14 protein-coding genes are annotated in these 16,819 nt (G+C 59.7%); 3 read left to right on the top strand and 11 right to left on the bottom strand.

Going from position 1 to position 16,819, the window contains the following annotated elements; translation table 11 throughout:
* Positions 1 to 26 precede the first annotated feature (26 nt).
* The 3 genes from ACWKV9_RS25115 to ACWKV9_RS25105 form a co-directional block, all read right to left on the bottom strand.
* Positions 27 to 1,364, bottom strand: a complete 1,338-nt coding sequence (locus ACWKV9_RS25115) for an MFS transporter (RefSeq protein ID WP_483838806.1) — start codon at positions 1,362 to 1,364, stop codon at positions 27 to 29.
* 92 nt (positions 1,365 to 1,456) lie between these two features.
* Positions 1,457 to 2,188, bottom strand: coding sequence for a GntR family transcriptional regulator (locus ACWKV9_RS25110; RefSeq protein WP_483838805.1), 732 nt, complete (start codon positions 2,186 to 2,188; stop codon positions 1,457 to 1,459).
* A gap of 172 nt (positions 2,189 to 2,360) precedes the next feature.
* A complete protein-coding gene (locus tag ACWKV9_RS25105; RefSeq protein ID WP_483838804.1) occupies positions 2,361 to 3,086 on the bottom strand; it encodes a GntR family transcriptional regulator in 726 nt (241 codons plus the stop codon).
* Between the two features lie 140 nt (positions 3,087 to 3,226).
* Between ACWKV9_RS25105 and ACWKV9_RS25100 the strand changes: the two genes are divergently transcribed.
* Positions 3,227 to 4,438 carry a pyridoxal-phosphate-dependent aminotransferase family protein gene (locus ACWKV9_RS25100; protein WP_483838803.1) on the top strand — a complete coding sequence of 404 codons (1,212 nt, stop codon included), beginning with the start codon at positions 3,227 to 3,229 and terminating at the stop codon, positions 4,436 to 4,438.
* Positions 4,439 to 4,543: 105 nt separating this feature from the next.
* Positions 4,544 to 5,842, top strand: a complete 1,299-nt coding sequence (locus ACWKV9_RS25095) for an MFS transporter (protein WP_483838802.1) — start codon at positions 4,544 to 4,546, stop codon at positions 5,840 to 5,842.
* 71 nt (positions 5,843 to 5,913) lie between these two features.
* On the opposite strand, the gene ACWKV9_RS25090 is transcribed toward ACWKV9_RS25095, so the two are convergent.
* From ACWKV9_RS25090 to ACWKV9_RS25055, 8 genes are all read right to left on the bottom strand, one after another.
* Positions 5,914 to 7,590 (bottom strand): NAD-dependent malic enzyme, encoded by a 1,677-nt coding sequence (locus tag ACWKV9_RS25090; protein ID WP_483838801.1) that lies wholly within the window; start codon positions 7,588 to 7,590, stop codon positions 5,914 to 5,916.
* A 115-nt stretch (positions 7,591 to 7,705) separates the two neighbouring features.
* Entirely contained in the window at positions 7,706 to 9,010 is a 1,305-nt protein-coding gene (locus tag ACWKV9_RS25085) for an MSMEG_0569 family flavin-dependent oxidoreductase (protein WP_483838800.1), read from the bottom strand.
* A 373-nt stretch (positions 9,011 to 9,383) separates the two neighbouring features.
* Positions 9,384 to 9,704 (bottom strand): MSMEG_0570 family nitrogen starvation response protein, encoded by a 321-nt coding sequence (locus tag ACWKV9_RS25080; RefSeq protein WP_483838799.1) that lies wholly within the window; start codon positions 9,702 to 9,704, stop codon positions 9,384 to 9,386.
* A gap of 1 nt (position 9,705) precedes the next feature.
* Positions 9,706 to 10,734 carry a sll0787 family AIR synthase-like protein gene (locus ACWKV9_RS25075; protein ID WP_483838798.1) on the bottom strand — a complete coding sequence of 343 codons (1,029 nt, stop codon included), beginning with the start codon at positions 10,732 to 10,734 and terminating at the stop codon, positions 9,706 to 9,708.
* Entirely contained in the window at positions 10,727 to 11,287 is a 561-nt protein-coding gene (locus tag ACWKV9_RS25070) for an MSMEG_0567/Sll0786 family nitrogen starvation N-acetyltransferase (protein ID WP_483838797.1), read from the bottom strand. The genes ACWKV9_RS25075 and ACWKV9_RS25070 overlap by 8 nt, the downstream gene beginning before the upstream one ends.
* A 25-nt stretch (positions 11,288 to 11,312) precedes the next feature.
* Positions 11,313 to 12,395 (bottom strand): MSMEG_0568 family radical SAM protein, encoded by a 1,083-nt coding sequence (locus ACWKV9_RS25065; protein ID WP_483838796.1) that lies wholly within the window; start codon positions 12,393 to 12,395, stop codon positions 11,313 to 11,315.
* A complete protein-coding gene (locus tag ACWKV9_RS25060) occupies positions 12,382 to 13,365 on the bottom strand; it encodes a Nit6803 family nitrilase (protein ID WP_483838795.1) in 984 nt (327 codons plus the stop codon). Before ACWKV9_RS25060 ends, ACWKV9_RS25065 begins: the two co-directional genes overlap by 14 nt.
* A 317-nt stretch (positions 13,366 to 13,682) precedes the next feature.
* Positions 13,683 to 14,165, bottom strand: a complete 483-nt coding sequence (locus ACWKV9_RS25055; RefSeq protein ID WP_483838794.1) for an MSMEG_0572/Sll0783 family nitrogen starvation response protein — start codon at positions 14,163 to 14,165, stop codon at positions 13,683 to 13,685.
* 240 nt (positions 14,166 to 14,405) lie between these two features.
* Between ACWKV9_RS25055 and ACWKV9_RS25050 the strand changes: the two genes are divergently transcribed.
* On the top strand, positions 14,406 to 16,310 hold the full coding sequence (locus ACWKV9_RS25050) for a sigma 54-interacting transcriptional regulator (RefSeq protein ID WP_483838793.1): 1,905 nt from the start codon (positions 14,406 to 14,408) through the stop codon (positions 16,308 to 16,310).
* Positions 16,311 to 16,819 lie beyond the last annotated feature (509 nt).

Here is a 16,819-nt window from a genome sequence, read left to right as displayed (position 1 = left end):
GGGGCGCACCACACAGACAAAAAACATCAGGCGCGAGCGGTCTCGCCCTTGGCAGAACCCTGCGCGGCGGCGGACGTTGCTTCGAGGCTGCGACCACGGGTTTCCGGCAGGCAAAGCGCGGCAATCACCGCTACGCCATAAGCGATACCTGCATCGATACCAATGGCCGATCCCAGAGACATCGACTCGCTCATATGACCAACCAGGAACGGAAACACCGAGGACAACACCCGGCCAAAGTTGTAGCAAAAGCCCACCCCTGCCCCACGCACGTCAGCCGGGTACAGCTCGTTGAACAGCGCACCGAGGCTGGCCGGAATGCCTGCCGCAAAAAAGCCCAGGGGGAATCCGAGAAACAGCATTTGCGTGTTGGTCAGCGGCAGGAACACGTAGCACTGCACGGTGATCACGCATGCCAAAGCAAACAGCACGATGTTCATGCGCCGGCCGATGCGGTCGATCAAAAAGCCGCTGGCCACGCAACCGCACCAGAAGGCGAATATGATCACCGCTAGATAGCCGCCGGAGTTGAGCACCGACAGGTTGCGTTCTGTTTTCAGGAACGTTGGCAGCCAGGTCATCACCGCGTGATAACCGCCGTGAGCGCCGAGGCCCAGCAAGCCGCCAAGCAGGGTCACGCGAATCAGTTCCGGACGGAAGATCCCGGCCAGTGATTTGAAAAAGCTCTGGGGGATGGCGTTTTCTTTTTGCAGGCGCTGGAAGCTGTCCGGTTCTTCGACGTTACGGCGCACCCAGATGATCAGGAACGAGGGCAGCAAGCCGACCAGGAACATCACGCGCCAGGCGATATCCGCCGGGACGAACGAGCAGATCAAGGTGAACACACCCACCGCCAGGCCCCAGCCCACCGCCCATGCGCTCTGGACGGTGCCCATGACTTTGCCGCGATATTGCGGGTTGATGGTTTCGGCCATCAGCACCGCGCCCGCCGCCCACTCGCCACCAATGCCGAAGCCCTGCAGGGCCTTGACGATCAGCAACTGATGAAAGCCGGTGACAAAGGCCGATAGAAAGGTGAATACCGAGAACCAGAGGATCATCCATTGCAGCGTGCGCACCCGGCCGTAGCGGTCCGACAGTGTGCCGCCGACCCAGCCACCGATGGCCGAGGTCACCAGGGTCACGCCGCTGATCAGGCCGGCATCGCCCTTGCTCAGGGCGAAGGCTGCGATCAGCGCCGGAATCGCCAGGCCGAACATTTGCACTTCGAGTGCGTCCAGCGACCAGCCGCCGAAGCAGGCCCAAAACGTTTTGCGCTCCCGAGGAGTGACTTGGCGATACCAACTGAACATGGTTTTTGTCCTTATGAGTGTGCGTGTGGCAATTGTTTTGGCGCGACGCATGCCCTAGGAGCGAACTTGTTCGCGAGGCGCCCGTCCGGATGTACGCACCAGGACGCCTCGCCAACAAGTTGGCTCCTACAGGGATCGTGTTTTCAGCGAATATCCACGCTGTAGCGGAAATGCTCGGCGTGCCCGCGAGAGCGGCGCCATTCCAGCGGTTGTCCGGCGTAGTTGCGCGCCAGACGCTCGATCACCACCACCGGGCTGTTGACCGGCACTTGCAGCAATCGCGAGTGGACTTCACTGATGGCCTCAGCGGTCAGGCTTTCTTCGGCGTAGGCCACGACCTGGCCGCAGAACTGCTCGTAAATCGGATACAGCAGCGGACCTTCACGGGTCAGGTCGATCTCAAGCAAGGTCTGAAACTGCACCTGAGGCAGCCAGATTTCTTCGGCCAGCACCGGCTGCGCATCGAGCAATCGCAGGCGAATCATACGAATCACCGGAGCGTCCAGCGGCAGGCCCAGCGCTTGCGCCACAGCGGACGGCGCACTGACCGGCTCGATGGAAAGGATGCGGCTTTCCGGGACCTGACGTTCGCCGGAGGCCGTCTGGAAACGGAAGAAGCGGAACAATGAGGATTGGAACTGCGGACGCCGAATGAACGTGCCACGCCCCTGCTGGCGTTCAAGGATGTTTTCGGCGACCAGCATGTCGATGGCCTTGCGCACAGTGCCCGTGGACAGGCAGTACTCGCTGGAGAGCGCGGCTTCGGTGGGAATCGCCTCGCCCGGCCGCCAGCGGTTATTGGCAATCTGCTCGGCCAGTTGATCACGCAGGCGTTGGTAAAGCGGAAGACGGACGTCGCTGGAGAGTCGGTTCATGTTCGATCGCTTCGCTGTTGTATTTATGTATTCATCTATATGAATCTGAGCGAAGTATTATCTCGTTACATGTACCCGTCAAGGGTCATCCGTCTTCAGTTCCGGGTCTTCAGTTCTAGATACGGGCGTGCCGCGCAGGCGCGAGGTCCGCCCCGATGTGATTTGGTCAGGCCTAGCGACGGATGGACTTTGGATGCTCGGCGTGATCGCGGACCATCAACATAATCGCATCACGCTTCTCCAGAAGGTGGTGCCGAAGAATGCTGCTCATGCGTTTACCGTCTCGTGCCTGCAACGCTTCAATCATCTCTTCATGATCGTGCAGAGCCCGCTCCCACTTGGGCGCTTGTTGGTTGGACAGGTAACGCAGCGCCTGGATGCGGCGATTCAAGGACAGGTAGACCTGACGTAGCGCCGAATTGCGGGCTGCCAGATTTATAAGGTCGTGGATGGCGCGGTTGCGCTGGTAATAACCGGCCAGGTCGTTCTGGTTTTTGCTGACCACCATGGCGTAATGCAGTGCCTTGATGTCGTCCAGTTCCTGGTCTGTGATGCGCTCGCAGGCTAGCTCACCGGCGAAGGCTTCGATGCCGCTCATCAGCTCAAAGGTTTCACGGATTTCCAGCTCCGACATGCGCGCGACGCTGGCACCGCGATTGGGATTGATCTCAATCAAGCCCTCGACGGCGAGGACCTTCAGTGCTTCTCGCAGTGGCGTGCGCGAGATGCCAAGGGTTTCGCACAACTCGCGTTCGTTGAGTTTGGTGCCGGGGCCCAATACCCCTTCAGTAATAAAGCTGCGCAGATGCTCAACCACGGTGTCATGCAGACGCTGACGCTCGACCTTGGGCATCAGACGTGGAGACTCGTGCTCTTCCAGCTCGTTAAAATTTTGCATTCAAAATCCTCATCAGCGGTCGCGCCTTATTCTAAATCGGCCCAGACATTGAGGAATGTTAGCGCAATTATGACGTTTGACACACCCAAGTGACGTGCTAACGTATTTTGAATGCAAAATACAACAACAAGGAGTCACCCATGCTAAAGCTCGACTTCCATCCTGCTGGCCGTCACTTTCTGCAAATCCCTGGTCCTAGTCCCGTCCCTGATCGCATTCTGCGCGCCATGAGTTATCCGACCATCGATCACCGAGGCCCGGAGTTTGGCGAGTTGGGGCTCAAGGTTCTTGAAGGCATCAAGCAAATCTTCAAGACGCAGCATCCTGTGATCATTTACCCCGCTTCGGGCACCGGAGCCTGGGAAGCCGCGCTGTGCAACACCTTGAGCTCAGGTGATGAAGTGTTGATGTTTGAAACCGGCCACTTCGCCACGCTCTGGCAGAAAATGGCCCTGAGCCTCGGCCTCAAGCCGCAGTTCATTGGCCAGCCGGGTATCGAGGGTTGGCGCGGCGGAGTCGACGCCCGGATGATCGAAGCCCACCTGCGCGAAGATCGCGATCAGCGCATCAAAGCGGTGTGCGTTGTACACAATGAAACCAGCACCGGCGTGACCTCCGATATCGCATCGGTGCGCCGGGCAATCGATGCCGCCGGCCACCCTGCACTGCTGCTGGTGGACACGATTTCCGGCCTGGCATCAGCTGACTACCGCCATGACGAATGGGGCGTGGACGTCACCGTATCAGGCTCGCAAAAAGGCCTCATGCTCCCGCCCGGCATCAGTTTCAATGCCCTTTCACCCAAAGCTATCGAGGCCAGCAAATCTGCCGGACTGCCTCGCAGCTTCTGGGCCTGGGACGAAATCATTGAAATGAACAAAACCGGCTACTGGCCGTACACCCCCAACACCAACCTGCTTTACGGGCTCTCGGAAGCGCTGGACATGATCCTCGGCGAAGGATTGGAGAACGTGTTCATCCGCCATAATCGTCTGGCCCAAGCCTGTCGCACTGCTGTAACAGCCTGGGGACTGGAAATCCAGTGCGCCGACCCTGCGGTCTACAGCCCGGTGCTGACTGGAGTCATGACCCCTGACGGCATCGACGCCGACGCCGTGCGCAAGATTATCTACGAGCGCTTTGACATGTCCCTGGGTACCGGGCTTGGCAAAATGAAGGGCCGTATGTTCCGCATTGGTCACCTGGGCGACTGCAACGATCTGATGTTGATGGCCACCCTGACTGGCTGTGAGATGGGCCTGCAAATGGCAGGAGTGAAACTGCAATCCAGTGGTGTTCTGGCCGCGATGGATTACCTGGGAGGGCAATCCGTGCCGCTGCGGCGCGAGTGATCCAAAAAGGGAGTTGCGCCCTCGGCAGCAGCTCCCCCGTTCCGACTCAACTATCCCGAATCAACGCGTTTGTCAGCGTGAACAATAAGAAACTGGAGATAGCACATGAAGTTTTTACGTCTGCGCCCCACCACGGTGGTGCTTTTTATGCTGTGCGCCATGTATTTCATTACTTACCTGGACCGCGTCAACGTCAGTACCGCAGCGGTCGGTTTCGGTAAGGAATTCAACCTGACCAAAACAGAGATCGGCATCGTCTTCTCTGCGTTTGCCTACCCCTATCTCATCTTTCAAATCATCGGCGGCTGGGTCAGTGACCGCTTTGGAGCCAAGCGCACATTGGTGGTGTGCGGGCTGATCTGGGCCAGCGCTACGGTGCTGACCGGCCTGGCCGGTGGTTTCGTTTCCCTGATCGTGGCGCGCGTACTGCTGGGGCTTGGCGAAGGTGCCACATTCCCCGCTGCCACAGCGGCCATGGCGCGCTGGGTTCCCAAGGAAAAACGAGGCTTCGCACAAGGCATCACCCACGCCTTCGCCCGTCTGGGCAACGCCTTGGCGCCAGCGGCGATGATCGCGGTGATGGCGACCTATGGCTGGCGAGAATCGTTCTATGTCTGTGCAGGCATCAGTTTTGTCTGGGTTTGCCTCTGGGCTCTGGTTTTCACCGAATTGCCCAAGGACCACCCGCGCATTTCACAAAAAGAGCTGGACGTACTGCCCGCGCCCAAAGTGAAAAGTAATGTGCCCTTGGCCTGGGGCCGACTCTTCAAGCGCATGGCGCCGGTGACGATTGTCTACTTCTGCTACGGCTGGACGCTCTGGTTGTTGCTCAGTTGGGTGCCGATGTATTTCATGAACATGGGCCTGGACCTCAAGAACACCGCGATCTTCTCATCGACGGTGTTCTTCGGCGGTGTCGTCGGGGATACCTTGGGCGGCATCGTCAGCGACCGCATTTATGCCCGCACCAAGAATCTGAATAAAGCGCGAAGCCTCATGGTCGCGATCTGCCTGTCACTGACGCTTCTCGCGCTGTTGCCGCTGATGTTCACCAGCAATCTGCACGTTTCACTGGCGTGTCTGGCCATCGGATTCTTCTTTTCGGAGATGACGATCGGGCCAATGTGGGCGATCCCGATGGACATAGCACCCGATCACTGCGGCACCGCGAGCGGGATGATGAACACCGGATCGGCGATGGCTGCCATCGTCAGCCCGGTGGCAGCAGGCTTGTTGATCGATAAGTTCGGCAACTGGCAGCTGCCGTTTCTCGTGAGCATCGTGCTGTTGGCGATCGGGGTAATTCTGTCGTTCCGTATGAAACCCCAGAACAAATTCGAGCAGGTGAAGCCGACCCTCGAACCGGCAACGGACCCCCACGTTTCAACGATCATCACTAAGTAACGCTGTCAGCCTTGCTGGCGGCAGACCCACAAAAAACCCGCCAGATCGGCGGGTTTTCTTTGCTTCTTTATTTACTCGGGGCGGCGCGCGTACTGCCGGTAAACCGGCTTCCAGAAATGCTCGTCGATGGACGCTTGCAGCGCTTCGTCCGACAACGGTGCCGCTACGCCATCGCGCTGAGCGGCCTGGCCGACAGCCAGCGCGATGCGCTTGCTCACGGCCTGAACATCACGCAGTGGAGGCAGCATTTCCCCTGCCCCGGCGCTTTGAGCCAGCGCCTGGGCGGAGGCCATCAGCATGCCGTCGGTGATGCGAGTGGCCTTGCTGGCAATGGCGCCCAGACCGATGCCGGGAAAGATATAGGAGTTATTGCACTGCGCGATGGGAAAGGTTCGGCCATCCATTTCGATGGGCAAAAACGGGCTGCCTGTGGCAACGAGCGCCTGACCTTCGGTCCATTGCAGAATGTCCTTGGGGTGCGCCTCGATCTGCGAAGTAGGGTTGGACAGCGGCATGATGATGGGTTTCGGACAATGGGCATACATTGTCTCAATCACCTCTTGAGTGAACAGATCCGCCTTGCCTGAAACCCCGATCAGCACGGTCGGTCTGGCGTTGCTTACCACTTCGTGCAGCGACGGCCACTGGCCGCTGAAAGTCCAGTGCTCAAGCGCCTCGCTGGAGTGGGCCAGGCGCTGCTGAAAGTCATAAAGATCAGGCTGGCGGTCGGTCAACAGACCCTTGCTGTTGAGCAGGTAAACCTGGCTGCGGGCCTTTGCCTCGGTCAAACCTTCCAGCTGCATGGCCGCGATGATTTGCTCGGCGATACCACAGCCCGCCGAACCCGCGCCTACAAACGCAACAGTCTGATCGGACAGACGCTGGCCCTTGACCTTGCACGCCGCCAGCAAGGTGCCGACAGTTACGGCTGCTGTGCCCTGAATATCGTCGTTGAAGCAGCACAGCTGATCACGGTATCGGGCCAGCAGCGGCATGGCATTGGTTAGGGCAAAATCTTCGAACTGCAAAATCGCGTCAGGCCAGCGTCGCTGAATGCCTTCGACGAACGCCTGCAGGAACGCATCGTACTCGGGACCCCGGATGCGCTTCTCGCGACGACCGAAGTACAACGGATCTGCCAGCAACTTGGGGTTGTCGGTGCCCACATCAAGGACAACCGGGAGTGTGTAAGCCGGGCTGATGCCTCCACACGCGGTGTACAAAGACAGTTTGCCGATGGGAATGCCCATGCCACCGACACCCTGATCGCCCAGCCCGAGAATGCGCTCGCAGTCGCTGACGACGATGACCTTCACATGGTCTTTGGTGACGTTATTGAGGATTTCATCGAGACGGCCGCTGTCGGCGATATTGATAAAAACACCCCGATGGCTGCGATAAATCCGCGAGAATTCCTGACAGGCTTTGCCGACCGTGGGCGTGTAGATAATCGGCAGCATTTCATCGAGATGATCGTCGACCACTCGATAGAACAAGGTTTCGTTGGAGTCCTGAATTGATCGCAGCAGGACATGTTTTTCCAGATCGCCGGTACACGCCTGAAACTGGTGATAGGCGCGCTCAGCCTGTTGCTCAATGGTTTCGACCTGCTGCGGAAGCAGTCCTTGCAGATGCAGGGTGTCGCGTTCTTCACTGCTGAACGCGGTGCCTTTATTTAGAAGCGGTGTGCCTAACAACGTGGGGCCGATAAATGGGACGAATACGGGTCTATCAAGCGCATTTTTCATATCGATGCCTTCTGTTTTTGTATTTTGCATTCAATATACACGCATGAAATCTGATGCCAAGGGCTGTCTTAAACGGGCTCTGCGTGATCCCGTGAAAGCTGGGCACCACGCGGCTTCAATAGACCGTGTTGCTCGAAGAGGCGTGTCGTACAGGCCGCTGCGCCAACCCGGCTAAATGCTCAACCACATACTCAGCATCCCGCGCAACACCGGAGAATCTGCCCGAACCCCAGGTGTACAACCACGGCAGCCCCAGAAAATATAGACCTTCCTGCGCCGTTACTCCGCGCTGATGTCCCGGATGCCCACGACCGTTGAATACCGGCGCCTCGACCCAGGTGAAGTCCGGGGTAAAACCGATGCACCAGATGATGCTGGTAATGCCCTGCTCGGCCAGATCCAGTTCTGCACGCTCCTGCTGCGGCGTCCACAGCGGTTCATAACGCTGCCCGGCGGGAGCATCAATCCCCTGCTCGGCAATGTATTTGTCGATGGAGGCATTGATCCGGTTGTAGACGGCATCGGCGCTGTCCAGGCTCGCGCCCAGGTTATCGCTGAACTGCAAAACGCTGCCGCTCAAGCCTTCCAGCCGACCGAACAATTCCATGCCCTCGGACGCGAACTTGCGCAGATCGATATCGCGCCCACCGTCACGGCCGGTGACGTAGTGGTTGGTGTTGTCGCGCACGCCTTCGCGCAACGGATGGGTGTCCACGCCGATGTCGTAGTAGCCCATATGCGCCAGCCACTCGACCACGTCCTTGCCGCGATAGAAACGTGCGCAACGGGGCGCATCGCCCACGGCCAGAAAAACTTTGCGACCGGCCAGGTGCAGGTCTTCGGCAATCTGCGCGCCAGATTGCCCGGAGCCGACTACCAGCACGTTGCCCTCCGGCAGCGACTGCGGATTGCGGTACTGCTCGGAATGAATCTGCGTGATTGCGGCTGGCAGACGCTCGGCCAGGCGCGGAATGATCGGCGTGTGATAACCACCGGATGCGCAGATCACCTGATCGGCCGTGAACTCGCCCTGGGAGGTGTGCACATCGAAGCCACCGGAGGCGCGAGGCACCACGCGTTTGACCGTTACGCCTTCGCGCACCGGGGCGTTGACCGCTTTGACGAAGCCTGCCAGATAGGCGTTGATTTCATCTTTTTTCATGAAGCCGTGAGGGTCGCTGCCGCCGTGTTCTTCGGTGTAGCGATAGCCCGGCAGCGCGCATTGCCAGTTGGGCGTAACCAGGCTGAACGCATCCCAGCGCTGATTGCGCCAGGTGTGAGTCAGGCTGTGTTTTTCCAGCACCAGATGCTCGATGCCTTGTTGCTGCAGGTGGTAACTGGCAGACAACCCGGCCTGCCCGCCGCCGACGACGATCACGTTGTGGTGTGGGGGTTTGATATGGGTGATTGGGCTGGGCATGGGGTTCTCCGGAGTTGCATGAGATTAGGAATGTAGGAGCGCGCTTGCCCGCGATCGGGATCTGCCTGTGACGCTGATGTCGCCTGACACTCCGTAATCGCGGGCAAGCGCGCTCCTACAGAAGTTGCGGCGATCGCTCAAAACGAACTCCAGCCCGCCCCCGAATTTGATGTGGGTGATTGCCTGGGCCATGGGGTTCTCCGGGTTTGCATGAGATTAGGAATGTAGGAGCGTGGCTTGTCCCGCGATCGGCGGGGAACCCGTCGTAACCGATCAATGAGTGTTTCCTGACACAACGCGTTGATCGGATTTGCGGTGACTGCGTCCCCGATCGCGGGACAAGCCACGCTCCTACAGGGGGTGTGGCGGTCGCTCAAAACGAACTCCACCCTGCCCCCGTCACCCGCCCGCCGCCTTCGGTGCGCATGCTGGTGACTTCTACCGGACCGTCTTCCTGGTAATGCGCCTGGCCTTTGAGCGAACTAAGAGTGTCCATCGCCGAGCTGCAATAGAAACCCTTAACCTGCTTGACCCGCTCCGACGCGTTGTTCAAACCGCCCTCGATGCGCTCCAGAAATTCGGCCAGCGGATAGCTCGCGCCCTCCTGCAAATGCTCGTAGATCACAGTGGAGGGCGAATACCCGGCGGCCTCTTTGCCGTTGGGCCAGCGGATTTTGAAATTGACGGCGGGCATGTCAGTGCTCCTTGTGAACAGACAAAGGGGATAGATCGAGATCGGGATAACTGAACCCGGTGAACAACTGCGCACGCAGGTCCCAGAACGTTTCTTGCTGCGCGCCGCAATGCACCCGCAATGCGCCACTGTCGTTGACCTGCCCGACACGCTCGCAACGCAGGCCTTCGAACGCAAAGGCCGCCTGCACGTTGGGCCAATCGGCTTCGTCCAGCGTCATGAGAAAGCCGTAACTGGGGAACACTTGAAGCCAGCGTACGAGGTCGGCATCAGCTGGGCATGGCAGTTGAGCCAGGTCGATGTCGGCGCCACATCCGGTGGTTTCCAGCAGCATCAACAGGCTGCCCAATACCCCGGCGTTGCTGATGTCCTTGGCGGCGCGCAACAGTTCGGCTTCGGCCAGACGCGGCAGCACTTCGAGCTTGCTGCGCAGGCGCTCGGCAGGTACGCCTTCGAAGGCCTTCCAATAAGTGCTGTCGGCGTGCCAGTCACCTTCTAGGTCGACCGCCATGGCGATCACCTGACCTGGCGCCACATGCAGCGTCGACAGCAACTTGCTGGCAATGCCCGTGATCGCCACTGCCAGCGCGGTTGGATTGCCCTCGGCCAGACTGGTGTGACCGCCGGCAAGCAACAGTCCGTAGGCCTCGCAGGCGGCACGAATGCCCGCAAGAATTTCCTGGGCAGCGGCATCGTCGTGGTGCCAATAGGCGTTGACCACCGCCGTTGCCCGCCCACCCATGGCGGTGATATCGCTGACGTTGGCCATTACTGCCGACCACCCGGCGAACCACGGCGCGGTCTTGACGAAGCCCGGCAACATGCCCTCAATGGCCAGCAACTGAAACTGCTCGCCGCAGGCAATCGCGGCGGTGTCATCGCCAGGCAGTGCGTAAAGCTCTGCGCGGCTGAGGGGATTTTTGACCGGGCCGATAGCGCGGGCTGGCTGCTGAATCGTCTGCTTGGAACGCATGGCCGGGGTGTTGCGCAGGGTATCCAGCAGTGCACTCAGATCAAGTGAGTCAGTCATGACGTTTGGCCTTCAAAGAGCGCAACGAAACCTGACGCGGCATCAGCGGGTAACTCGCCAGATCCGCCTGCATCAGGCAATGGGGCTGACCGAGCAATTGCATCTGTTCCAGGGTTTGCCAGCGCAAGCCGTGGAACCAGGTTTCGTTGCCCGACTGAACCGTAGCCCGAAAGGTTTCGCAGCCAAGCTCTCTGGCACGGGACACGGCCTCGTTAACCAGCGCCTTGCCTATCATGCTGTGCCGCCGATACGCCGGGGCCACACACAACCGCCCGCCAAACCAAACGCCGGGTTCGGGCTGATAAATCCGCACCGCGCCCACCACCTGATCGGCCATGCCACAACTGCCAGCCAACGCGACAATGGCGATGGCCTGAAAATCATGGCTGTCCTTGTCCTGCGCCAACAGTTGTTGCTCATCGGAAAACACCGAGCGGCGCAACGCGAAATACGCCTGCTTCTCCCAGTGCTCGCTGGCGGGCTTGACCACCAGTTCGCCTGCGCGAAACGGTTCAAACGTGCTGTCGACCAGTGCGAAGGCCAGGTTCTGCATGATCCGTCTCCCGAAAGTTCAGGGCTTACTCGTGATTCTTCAGCGCCGAGCACGCGCCGCATTTGGCGCAGCCGGCGTTGATCTGATCGGAATGCAAACCATGGCGGCGCAGGCTGGCGCCGATCTGCGGATACAGCCGGGCCATCATCGCGCTGTCGGGTTTGGGGTGATGGGCCAGCGGGGTGCCGTCGATGGGCACGAACGGCACCACAAACGGGTAAACGCCCATCTCGCTCAAGCGCTCGCTCATGTCGGTGATCGCCGTTTCGCTATCACCTAAACCTGCCAGGATGTAAGTACTGACCTGACCGCGACCAAACACCTTCACCGCCGCTTCGAACGCTTCGAAATACCGGCTCAGGGGCACTTCGGCCTTGCCCGGCATGATCCGCTGACGCACTTCATCGGTAACCGCTTCCAGGTGCATGCCCAGCGACACCACGCCGCTTTCGGCCAGGCGCTGGAACCAGATGTCATCGTCCGGCGGCTCGCATTGCGCCTGAATCGGCAGCGCTACGGCAGCGGTAACGGCGGCGGCGGATTCACACAGAATCGCCGCGCCACGGTCCGGGGTTTGTGGCGTGCCGGTGGTCATCACCATGTGCTTGACGCCATCCAGTTCCACCGCCGCTTTGGCCACTTCAGCCAGTTGCTGCGGACGTTTGCGGGCGATGGTTTTGCCCGCTGCCAGCGACTGGCCGATGGCGCAAAACTGGCAGGACGTCGCCCGATCATTGAAGCGGATGCAATGCTGCAACACGGTGGTCGCGAGGACGTCCTTGCTGTGCAGCGTGGCAATTTTCCAGTACGGAACGCCCTCGGCGGTGCTCAAGCCATAGAAGTTCGGCACGCCGGGCATCTGCACCTGACCCACTTGCAGGCCTTCGCGGAAGATCAGCGCCTGGCTGCCGTCAGCGCTGGGCTCGGCCAGGTACGGCGAGTTTTGTGAGGCCTGATTGAGGATCGGCACCATCATGGTCCGGCTGCCGAACGTCAGGGCCTTGTGGTCCGAAGGACCCGCTCCGCCCTTGCGCGACAGGCCGTTTTGCGAGGCCGGCCAGCGCACGCCGTGGCATTGCAGTTCGGCCAATAATTCATTGGTCTGCATGGGCAAGCTCCTCGGTTTTGACGGTTTGCGCGCTCAGTTGCGGCGCGCGCTCATGGACATGGGCAGTGGGTGTGCGATCGATCAGCAGGCTGAGCAATTCCGGGCGGCTGTAATGCCCCACCGAATCCATCATGCGTTTGCGTTTGTCGATCAGCTTGAGGTCCAGATCGGCGATCACCCAGCCCTCGCCGCTGCGCAGCGGCTCGCCCAGCAAACGGCCTTCCGGGGAGACAATGGCGGTAAAACATCCGCCGGAAATCGGCCCAAGCCCGCAGCCGGTGTCGGCCATGATTTGCGCCTGTTGATCAGCGTCCAGCCAAGCGGTGGCGTTGACCACGAAGCAGCCCGACTCCAGCGCGTGATGACGGATGGTGACTTCGATCTGCTCAGCAAAGATGTCGCCGACCAGGGAGCCTGGAAACATCGCCACATGGATCTGCTCGCCGTCGGCCATCAAGGCGTAGCGCGCCAGCGGGTTGTAATGCTCCCAGCAGGCCAGCGAACCGATCCGGCCGACGGCGCTGTCCACGGCGCGCAGACCGGAACCGTCGCCCTGCCCCCAGATCATGCGTTCGTGATAGGTCGGGGTGATCTTGCGGCGGTGCTGAATCAGCGTGCCGTCGGCGTCGAACAGCAATTGTGCGTTGTAGATCGTGCCGCCTTCGCGCTCGTTGACGCCGATGGAGGCGACGATGCCCGCTTCACGACAGGCCTCGCCGATCTGCCGGGTCACGTCGGAGGGTACGGTGACGGACTCTTCCAGCAGACGCAGGTGTTCCTTGCCCATGGCGAAAGGCGGCTGGACGAAGGAGAAATAAGGGTAGTACGGCACCACGGTTTCCGGGAAGACCGCGAACTGCACACCCTCGCGGCCCAGCTCCAGCAAGGTGCGGCAAAGCTTGGCAACAGTGTCTTGGCGCGAATACAGCACAGGGCTGAACTGAACGGCGGCGGCGCGGATGGTGGTCATGGGTGAGTCCTGGTGCAGGTGGAGCGAGCATCTGTGGGAGGGAGCTTGCTCGCGAGACGTCGGTAGAGCCGACAGACATGCGGCGTCTGATCAACCGATCGCGAGCAAGCTCCCTCCCACAAGGTTGTGATCGTTCCCACGCGGGCCGTGGGAACGATCATTTATCTGACCGGCACAGATCCCTGTGGGAGCGGACCCGTCCGCGAAGACATTGTGTCCGGCACCAAAAATATATGGGCTGTACCGACCTCTTCGCGGACAGGTCCGCTCCCACAGGTTTTGTGTGTGACCTGCCGAAGCGGGCTGCCCCGTCTGACTTACGCCGTCCAGGTATCAATAATCATCGCGCCCTCACGGCGCATCAGCAGGCGCAGGTCCATCACGTCCAGCGGGTTGATCGGGCGAATGCCTTCGATCAGGGCTTTCTCGGTCTGGCCGTACAACGCTTGCAGGGCGAAGCGGCAGGCGTAGACCTCACCGCCTTCAGCCATGAACGCCTTGATCTGGTTGTTCACCGCCAAATGGCCGGGAAACGCCTCGGCGCCCAGGGTCGGGAAACCGCGCTGCACACCCAGTTGCACACCCGGCCCGTACAGCAGGATTTTGGTTTCAAAACCTTTGCGCAGCAGGCGCTTGGCCTGCAGCATGTTGACCAGGCCAATGGACCCTTCAAACGCAATAGTGTGGAAGGTCAGCAGGGCCTTTTCGCCGGGTTCGGCTTTCACGTCTTCGAAGACTTTCTCTTCGTAATTGACCAGAAAGTCGCCGTCCTGATAGTGCGGGGTTTCTACGATAGGCATGTCATGGCTCCATTGGCGCTGGTGTTGTTGATGTCCGGGTTGATCACCGGGGGACACCAGCACTAGAGCGAACGCCGTGCCAAAAATAAAAACGCATTGAAGCTTGTCCTTAAGTTGCTGATTTCATGGGAGATGGCTGTCTGATCTGCCTTTATCCACTCAATCTGATGCTTTCGCAAAATCACGCATTCCCGTAGAAATACGAATATTCGTAGCGGCAAATCACGAGATTTCGTAACCATGAACGAACCAGACTCTCTGATCGGCTGGGCCGACCTCGCCTATTCGTCGCGGCACATGGTGTTTGAGCACTGCGCCGAAGCCATCACCCTGCTTGACCCGTTTACCGACCGTTTCGGTGATCTCAACATCGCGGCCTGCAAGCTGTTGGGCTATCCGCGTCAGGAGTTGCTGGAACTGCCGGTGAGCAAGCTGTTCGGTCATCAGCTGGCCGACCTGATCGTCTTCACCCAGGCAGTGATGGACAAAGGCCGCGGCTGGACTGATGACCTGAGCTGCAATTGCAAGACCGGCGAACGCATCGAGCTGGAAATTTCCGCCACCGTTCTGCAGATCAAGGGCAGCCCGCAGTTGATTCTGGTGCTGCGCGAGGCCAGCGCGCAAAAGTATCAGCAAGATCAGGCCCACACCGAGCGCACCATGCGTGGCGGGCTGATCGAATGGCGCAACATACTCAATCTGTTTCAGGAATCCGAACGCGATAACCAGTTGCTGCTCAGCTCGGTGGGCGACGGCATCTACGCCATCGACAGCGACGGACTGGCGACCTTCGTCAACCCGGCCGGGGCTCGGATGCTCGGTTGGGAAGTCAAAGAGATGCTCGGCAAAAACATCCATCGCATCCATCACCACAGCCACGCCGACGGCAGCCACTATCCGGTGGAGGACTGCCCGATCTACAAAGCGGTGCACGACGGGGTGGTGCATGAGGGGCGGCAAGAGGTGTTCTGGCGCCGTGACGGCTCATGCTTCCCGGTGGAATTCACCAGCACACCGGTGATTTCCGATGGCCGTATAGCGGGCGCGGTAGTGGTGTTTCGTGACATCACCGAGCGGCGCACCACCGAGAATCAACTGCACAACGCGCTGGAAGAACTGAAAGTGCTCAAGCAGCGTCTTGAAGACCAAAACGCCTATTTGCAGGAAGAGATTCACATCGAGCACAACTTTCGCGAGATCGTTGGACAGAGCGCGCCGATCCTGAAAATCATCAAGCAGATTGACGTAGTGGCGCCCACCGATGCCAGCGTGTTGATCAATGGCGAATCCGGCACCGGCAAGGAGTTGATCGCCCGCGCCATCCATCAGGCCAGCCGCCGCAGCGCGCACCCGCTGATTCGGGTCAACTGCGCCGCGATTCCCACTGAACTGTTCGAAAGCGAATTCTTCGGCCACATTCGCGGCGCGTTTACCGGCGCGGTGCGGGATCGGGTCGGGCGTTTTGAACTGGCCGATGGCGGGACGTTGTTTCTCGACGAGATCGGGGAAATCCCGCTGGAGCTGCAAAGCAAGCTGCTACGTGTGTTGCAGGAGGGGCAATTCGAGCGGGTCGGCGAGGAGCGCACGCGCAAGGTCGACGTGCGGATCATTGCCGCCACCAACCGTGATCTGCGGCAGGAAGTTGGAGCCAAGCATTTTCGCGAGGATTTGTATTTTCGCTTGAACGTGTTTCCGATCCACTCTCCCGCCCTGCGCGAACGCCCGCTGGACATCGCGCCGCTGGCGGCACATTTCCTCAAGCAGACCGGCAAACGCCTGAACATGCCGGGGCGGCGTTTGCGTAATAGCGACATCGAGCGGCTACAGGCCTATTCGTGGCCGGGGAACATTCGTGAGCTGCAAAACGTGATCGAGCGTGGGCTGATCACCTCAACCGGCGCGGATTTGAATCTGGATTTGCCGGAGGAAGCCAAAGCCCCTGCCCTTGCCGTAACCCTTTTGGCGGTGAGCGACGCCTTCCTCACCGAAGCGCAGATGCGCGACCTGGAACGCAACAACATGCACGCCGCCCTCAAGGCCGCCAACGGCAAGCTGTTCGGCAAAGGCGGCGCGGCAGAGTTGCTGGGCATCAAACCAACGACCCTGGCCTCGCGGTTGAAGCGGCTGGATATTGAGGTGAATTGACCTGCACGCAGCTCTTGCGTTGTGCCAACCACGCCTCCCTGTAGGAGCGAATTCATTTGCGAGGGGTCGGTAGCTTTAACATCGTCGTCGCCTGACACAACGCCTCGCGAACAAGTTCGCTCCTACAGGGAGAGTGGCGGTTCAACAAAGTATTTTGCGCCACGCATCATGCGTGGGAGCGGACCTGTCCGCGAATGCAAGTTGCCAGGCGAAGCAGATGTAGCAGATTCACAAACGCCTTCGCGGACAGGTCCGCTCCCACAAGTCTGAGTGCCTTCATGGCAACCACGCGTCCCTGTAGGAGCGAATTCATTCGCGAGGCGCCGGTAGCTTTAACATCGTAGTCGCCTGACATAACGTCTCGCGAACAAGTTCGCTCCTACAGGGAGAGTGGCGGTTCAATAAAGTATTTTGCGCCACGCATCATGCGTGGGAGCGGACCTGTCCGCGAATGCAGTTTGCCAGGCGAAGCAGATGTAGCAGTTTCACTTACGCCTTCGCGGACAGGT

It is taken from the genome of Pseudomonas corni, assembly GCF_057128765.1.
This window is presented reverse-complemented; position numbering and strand designations above follow the sequence as displayed.

What these genes read in the sequence shown, in the direction of transcription:
- ACWKV9_RS25070 (WP_483838797.1), bottom strand. Translation starts at nt 11,287, where the DNA reads ATGCAGAACCTGGCCTTCGCACTGGTCGACAGCACGTTTGAACCGTTT.
- ACWKV9_RS25075 (WP_483838798.1), bottom strand. Translation starts at nt 10,734, where the DNA reads ATGACTGACTCACTTGATCTGAGTGCACTGCTGGATACCCTGCGCAAC.
- ACWKV9_RS25055 (WP_483838794.1), bottom strand. Translation starts at nt 14,165, where the DNA reads ATGCCTATCGTAGAAACCCCGCACTATCAGGACGGCGACTTTCTGGTC.
- ACWKV9_RS25085 (WP_483838800.1), bottom strand. Translation starts at nt 9,010, where the DNA reads ATGCCCAGCCCAATCACCCATATCAAACCCCCACACCACAACGTGATC.
- ACWKV9_RS25105 (WP_483838804.1), bottom strand. Translation starts at nt 3,086, where the DNA reads ATGCAAAATTTTAACGAGCTGGAAGAGCACGAGTCTCCACGTCTGATG.
- ACWKV9_RS25110 (WP_483838805.1), bottom strand. Translation starts at nt 2,188, where the DNA reads ATGAACCGACTCTCCAGCGACGTCCGTCTTCCGCTTTACCAACGCCTG.
- ACWKV9_RS25090 (WP_483838801.1), bottom strand. Translation starts at nt 7,590, where the DNA reads ATGAAAAATGCGCTTGATAGACCCGTATTCGTCCCATTTATCGGCCCC.
- ACWKV9_RS25060 (WP_483838795.1), bottom strand. Translation starts at nt 13,365, where the DNA reads ATGACCACCATCCGCGCCGCCGCCGTTCAGTTCAGCCCTGTGCTGTAT.
- ACWKV9_RS25050 (WP_483838793.1), top strand. Translation starts at nt 14,406, where the DNA reads ATGAACGAACCAGACTCTCTGATCGGCTGGGCCGACCTCGCCTATTCG.
- ACWKV9_RS25095 (WP_483838802.1), top strand. Translation starts at nt 4,544, where the DNA reads ATGAAGTTTTTACGTCTGCGCCCCACCACGGTGGTGCTTTTTATGCTG.
- ACWKV9_RS25115 (WP_483838806.1), bottom strand. Translation starts at nt 1,364, where the DNA reads ATGCGTCGCGCCAAAACAATTGCCACACGCACACTCATAAGGACAAAA.
- ACWKV9_RS25065 (WP_483838796.1), bottom strand. Translation starts at nt 12,395, where the DNA reads ATGCAGACCAATGAATTATTGGCCGAACTGCAATGCCACGGCGTGCGC.
- ACWKV9_RS25100 (WP_483838803.1), top strand. Translation starts at nt 3,227, where the DNA reads ATGCTAAAGCTCGACTTCCATCCTGCTGGCCGTCACTTTCTGCAAATC.
- ACWKV9_RS25080 (WP_483838799.1), bottom strand. Translation starts at nt 9,704, where the DNA reads ATGCCCGCCGTCAATTTCAAAATCCGCTGGCCCAACGGCAAAGAGGCC.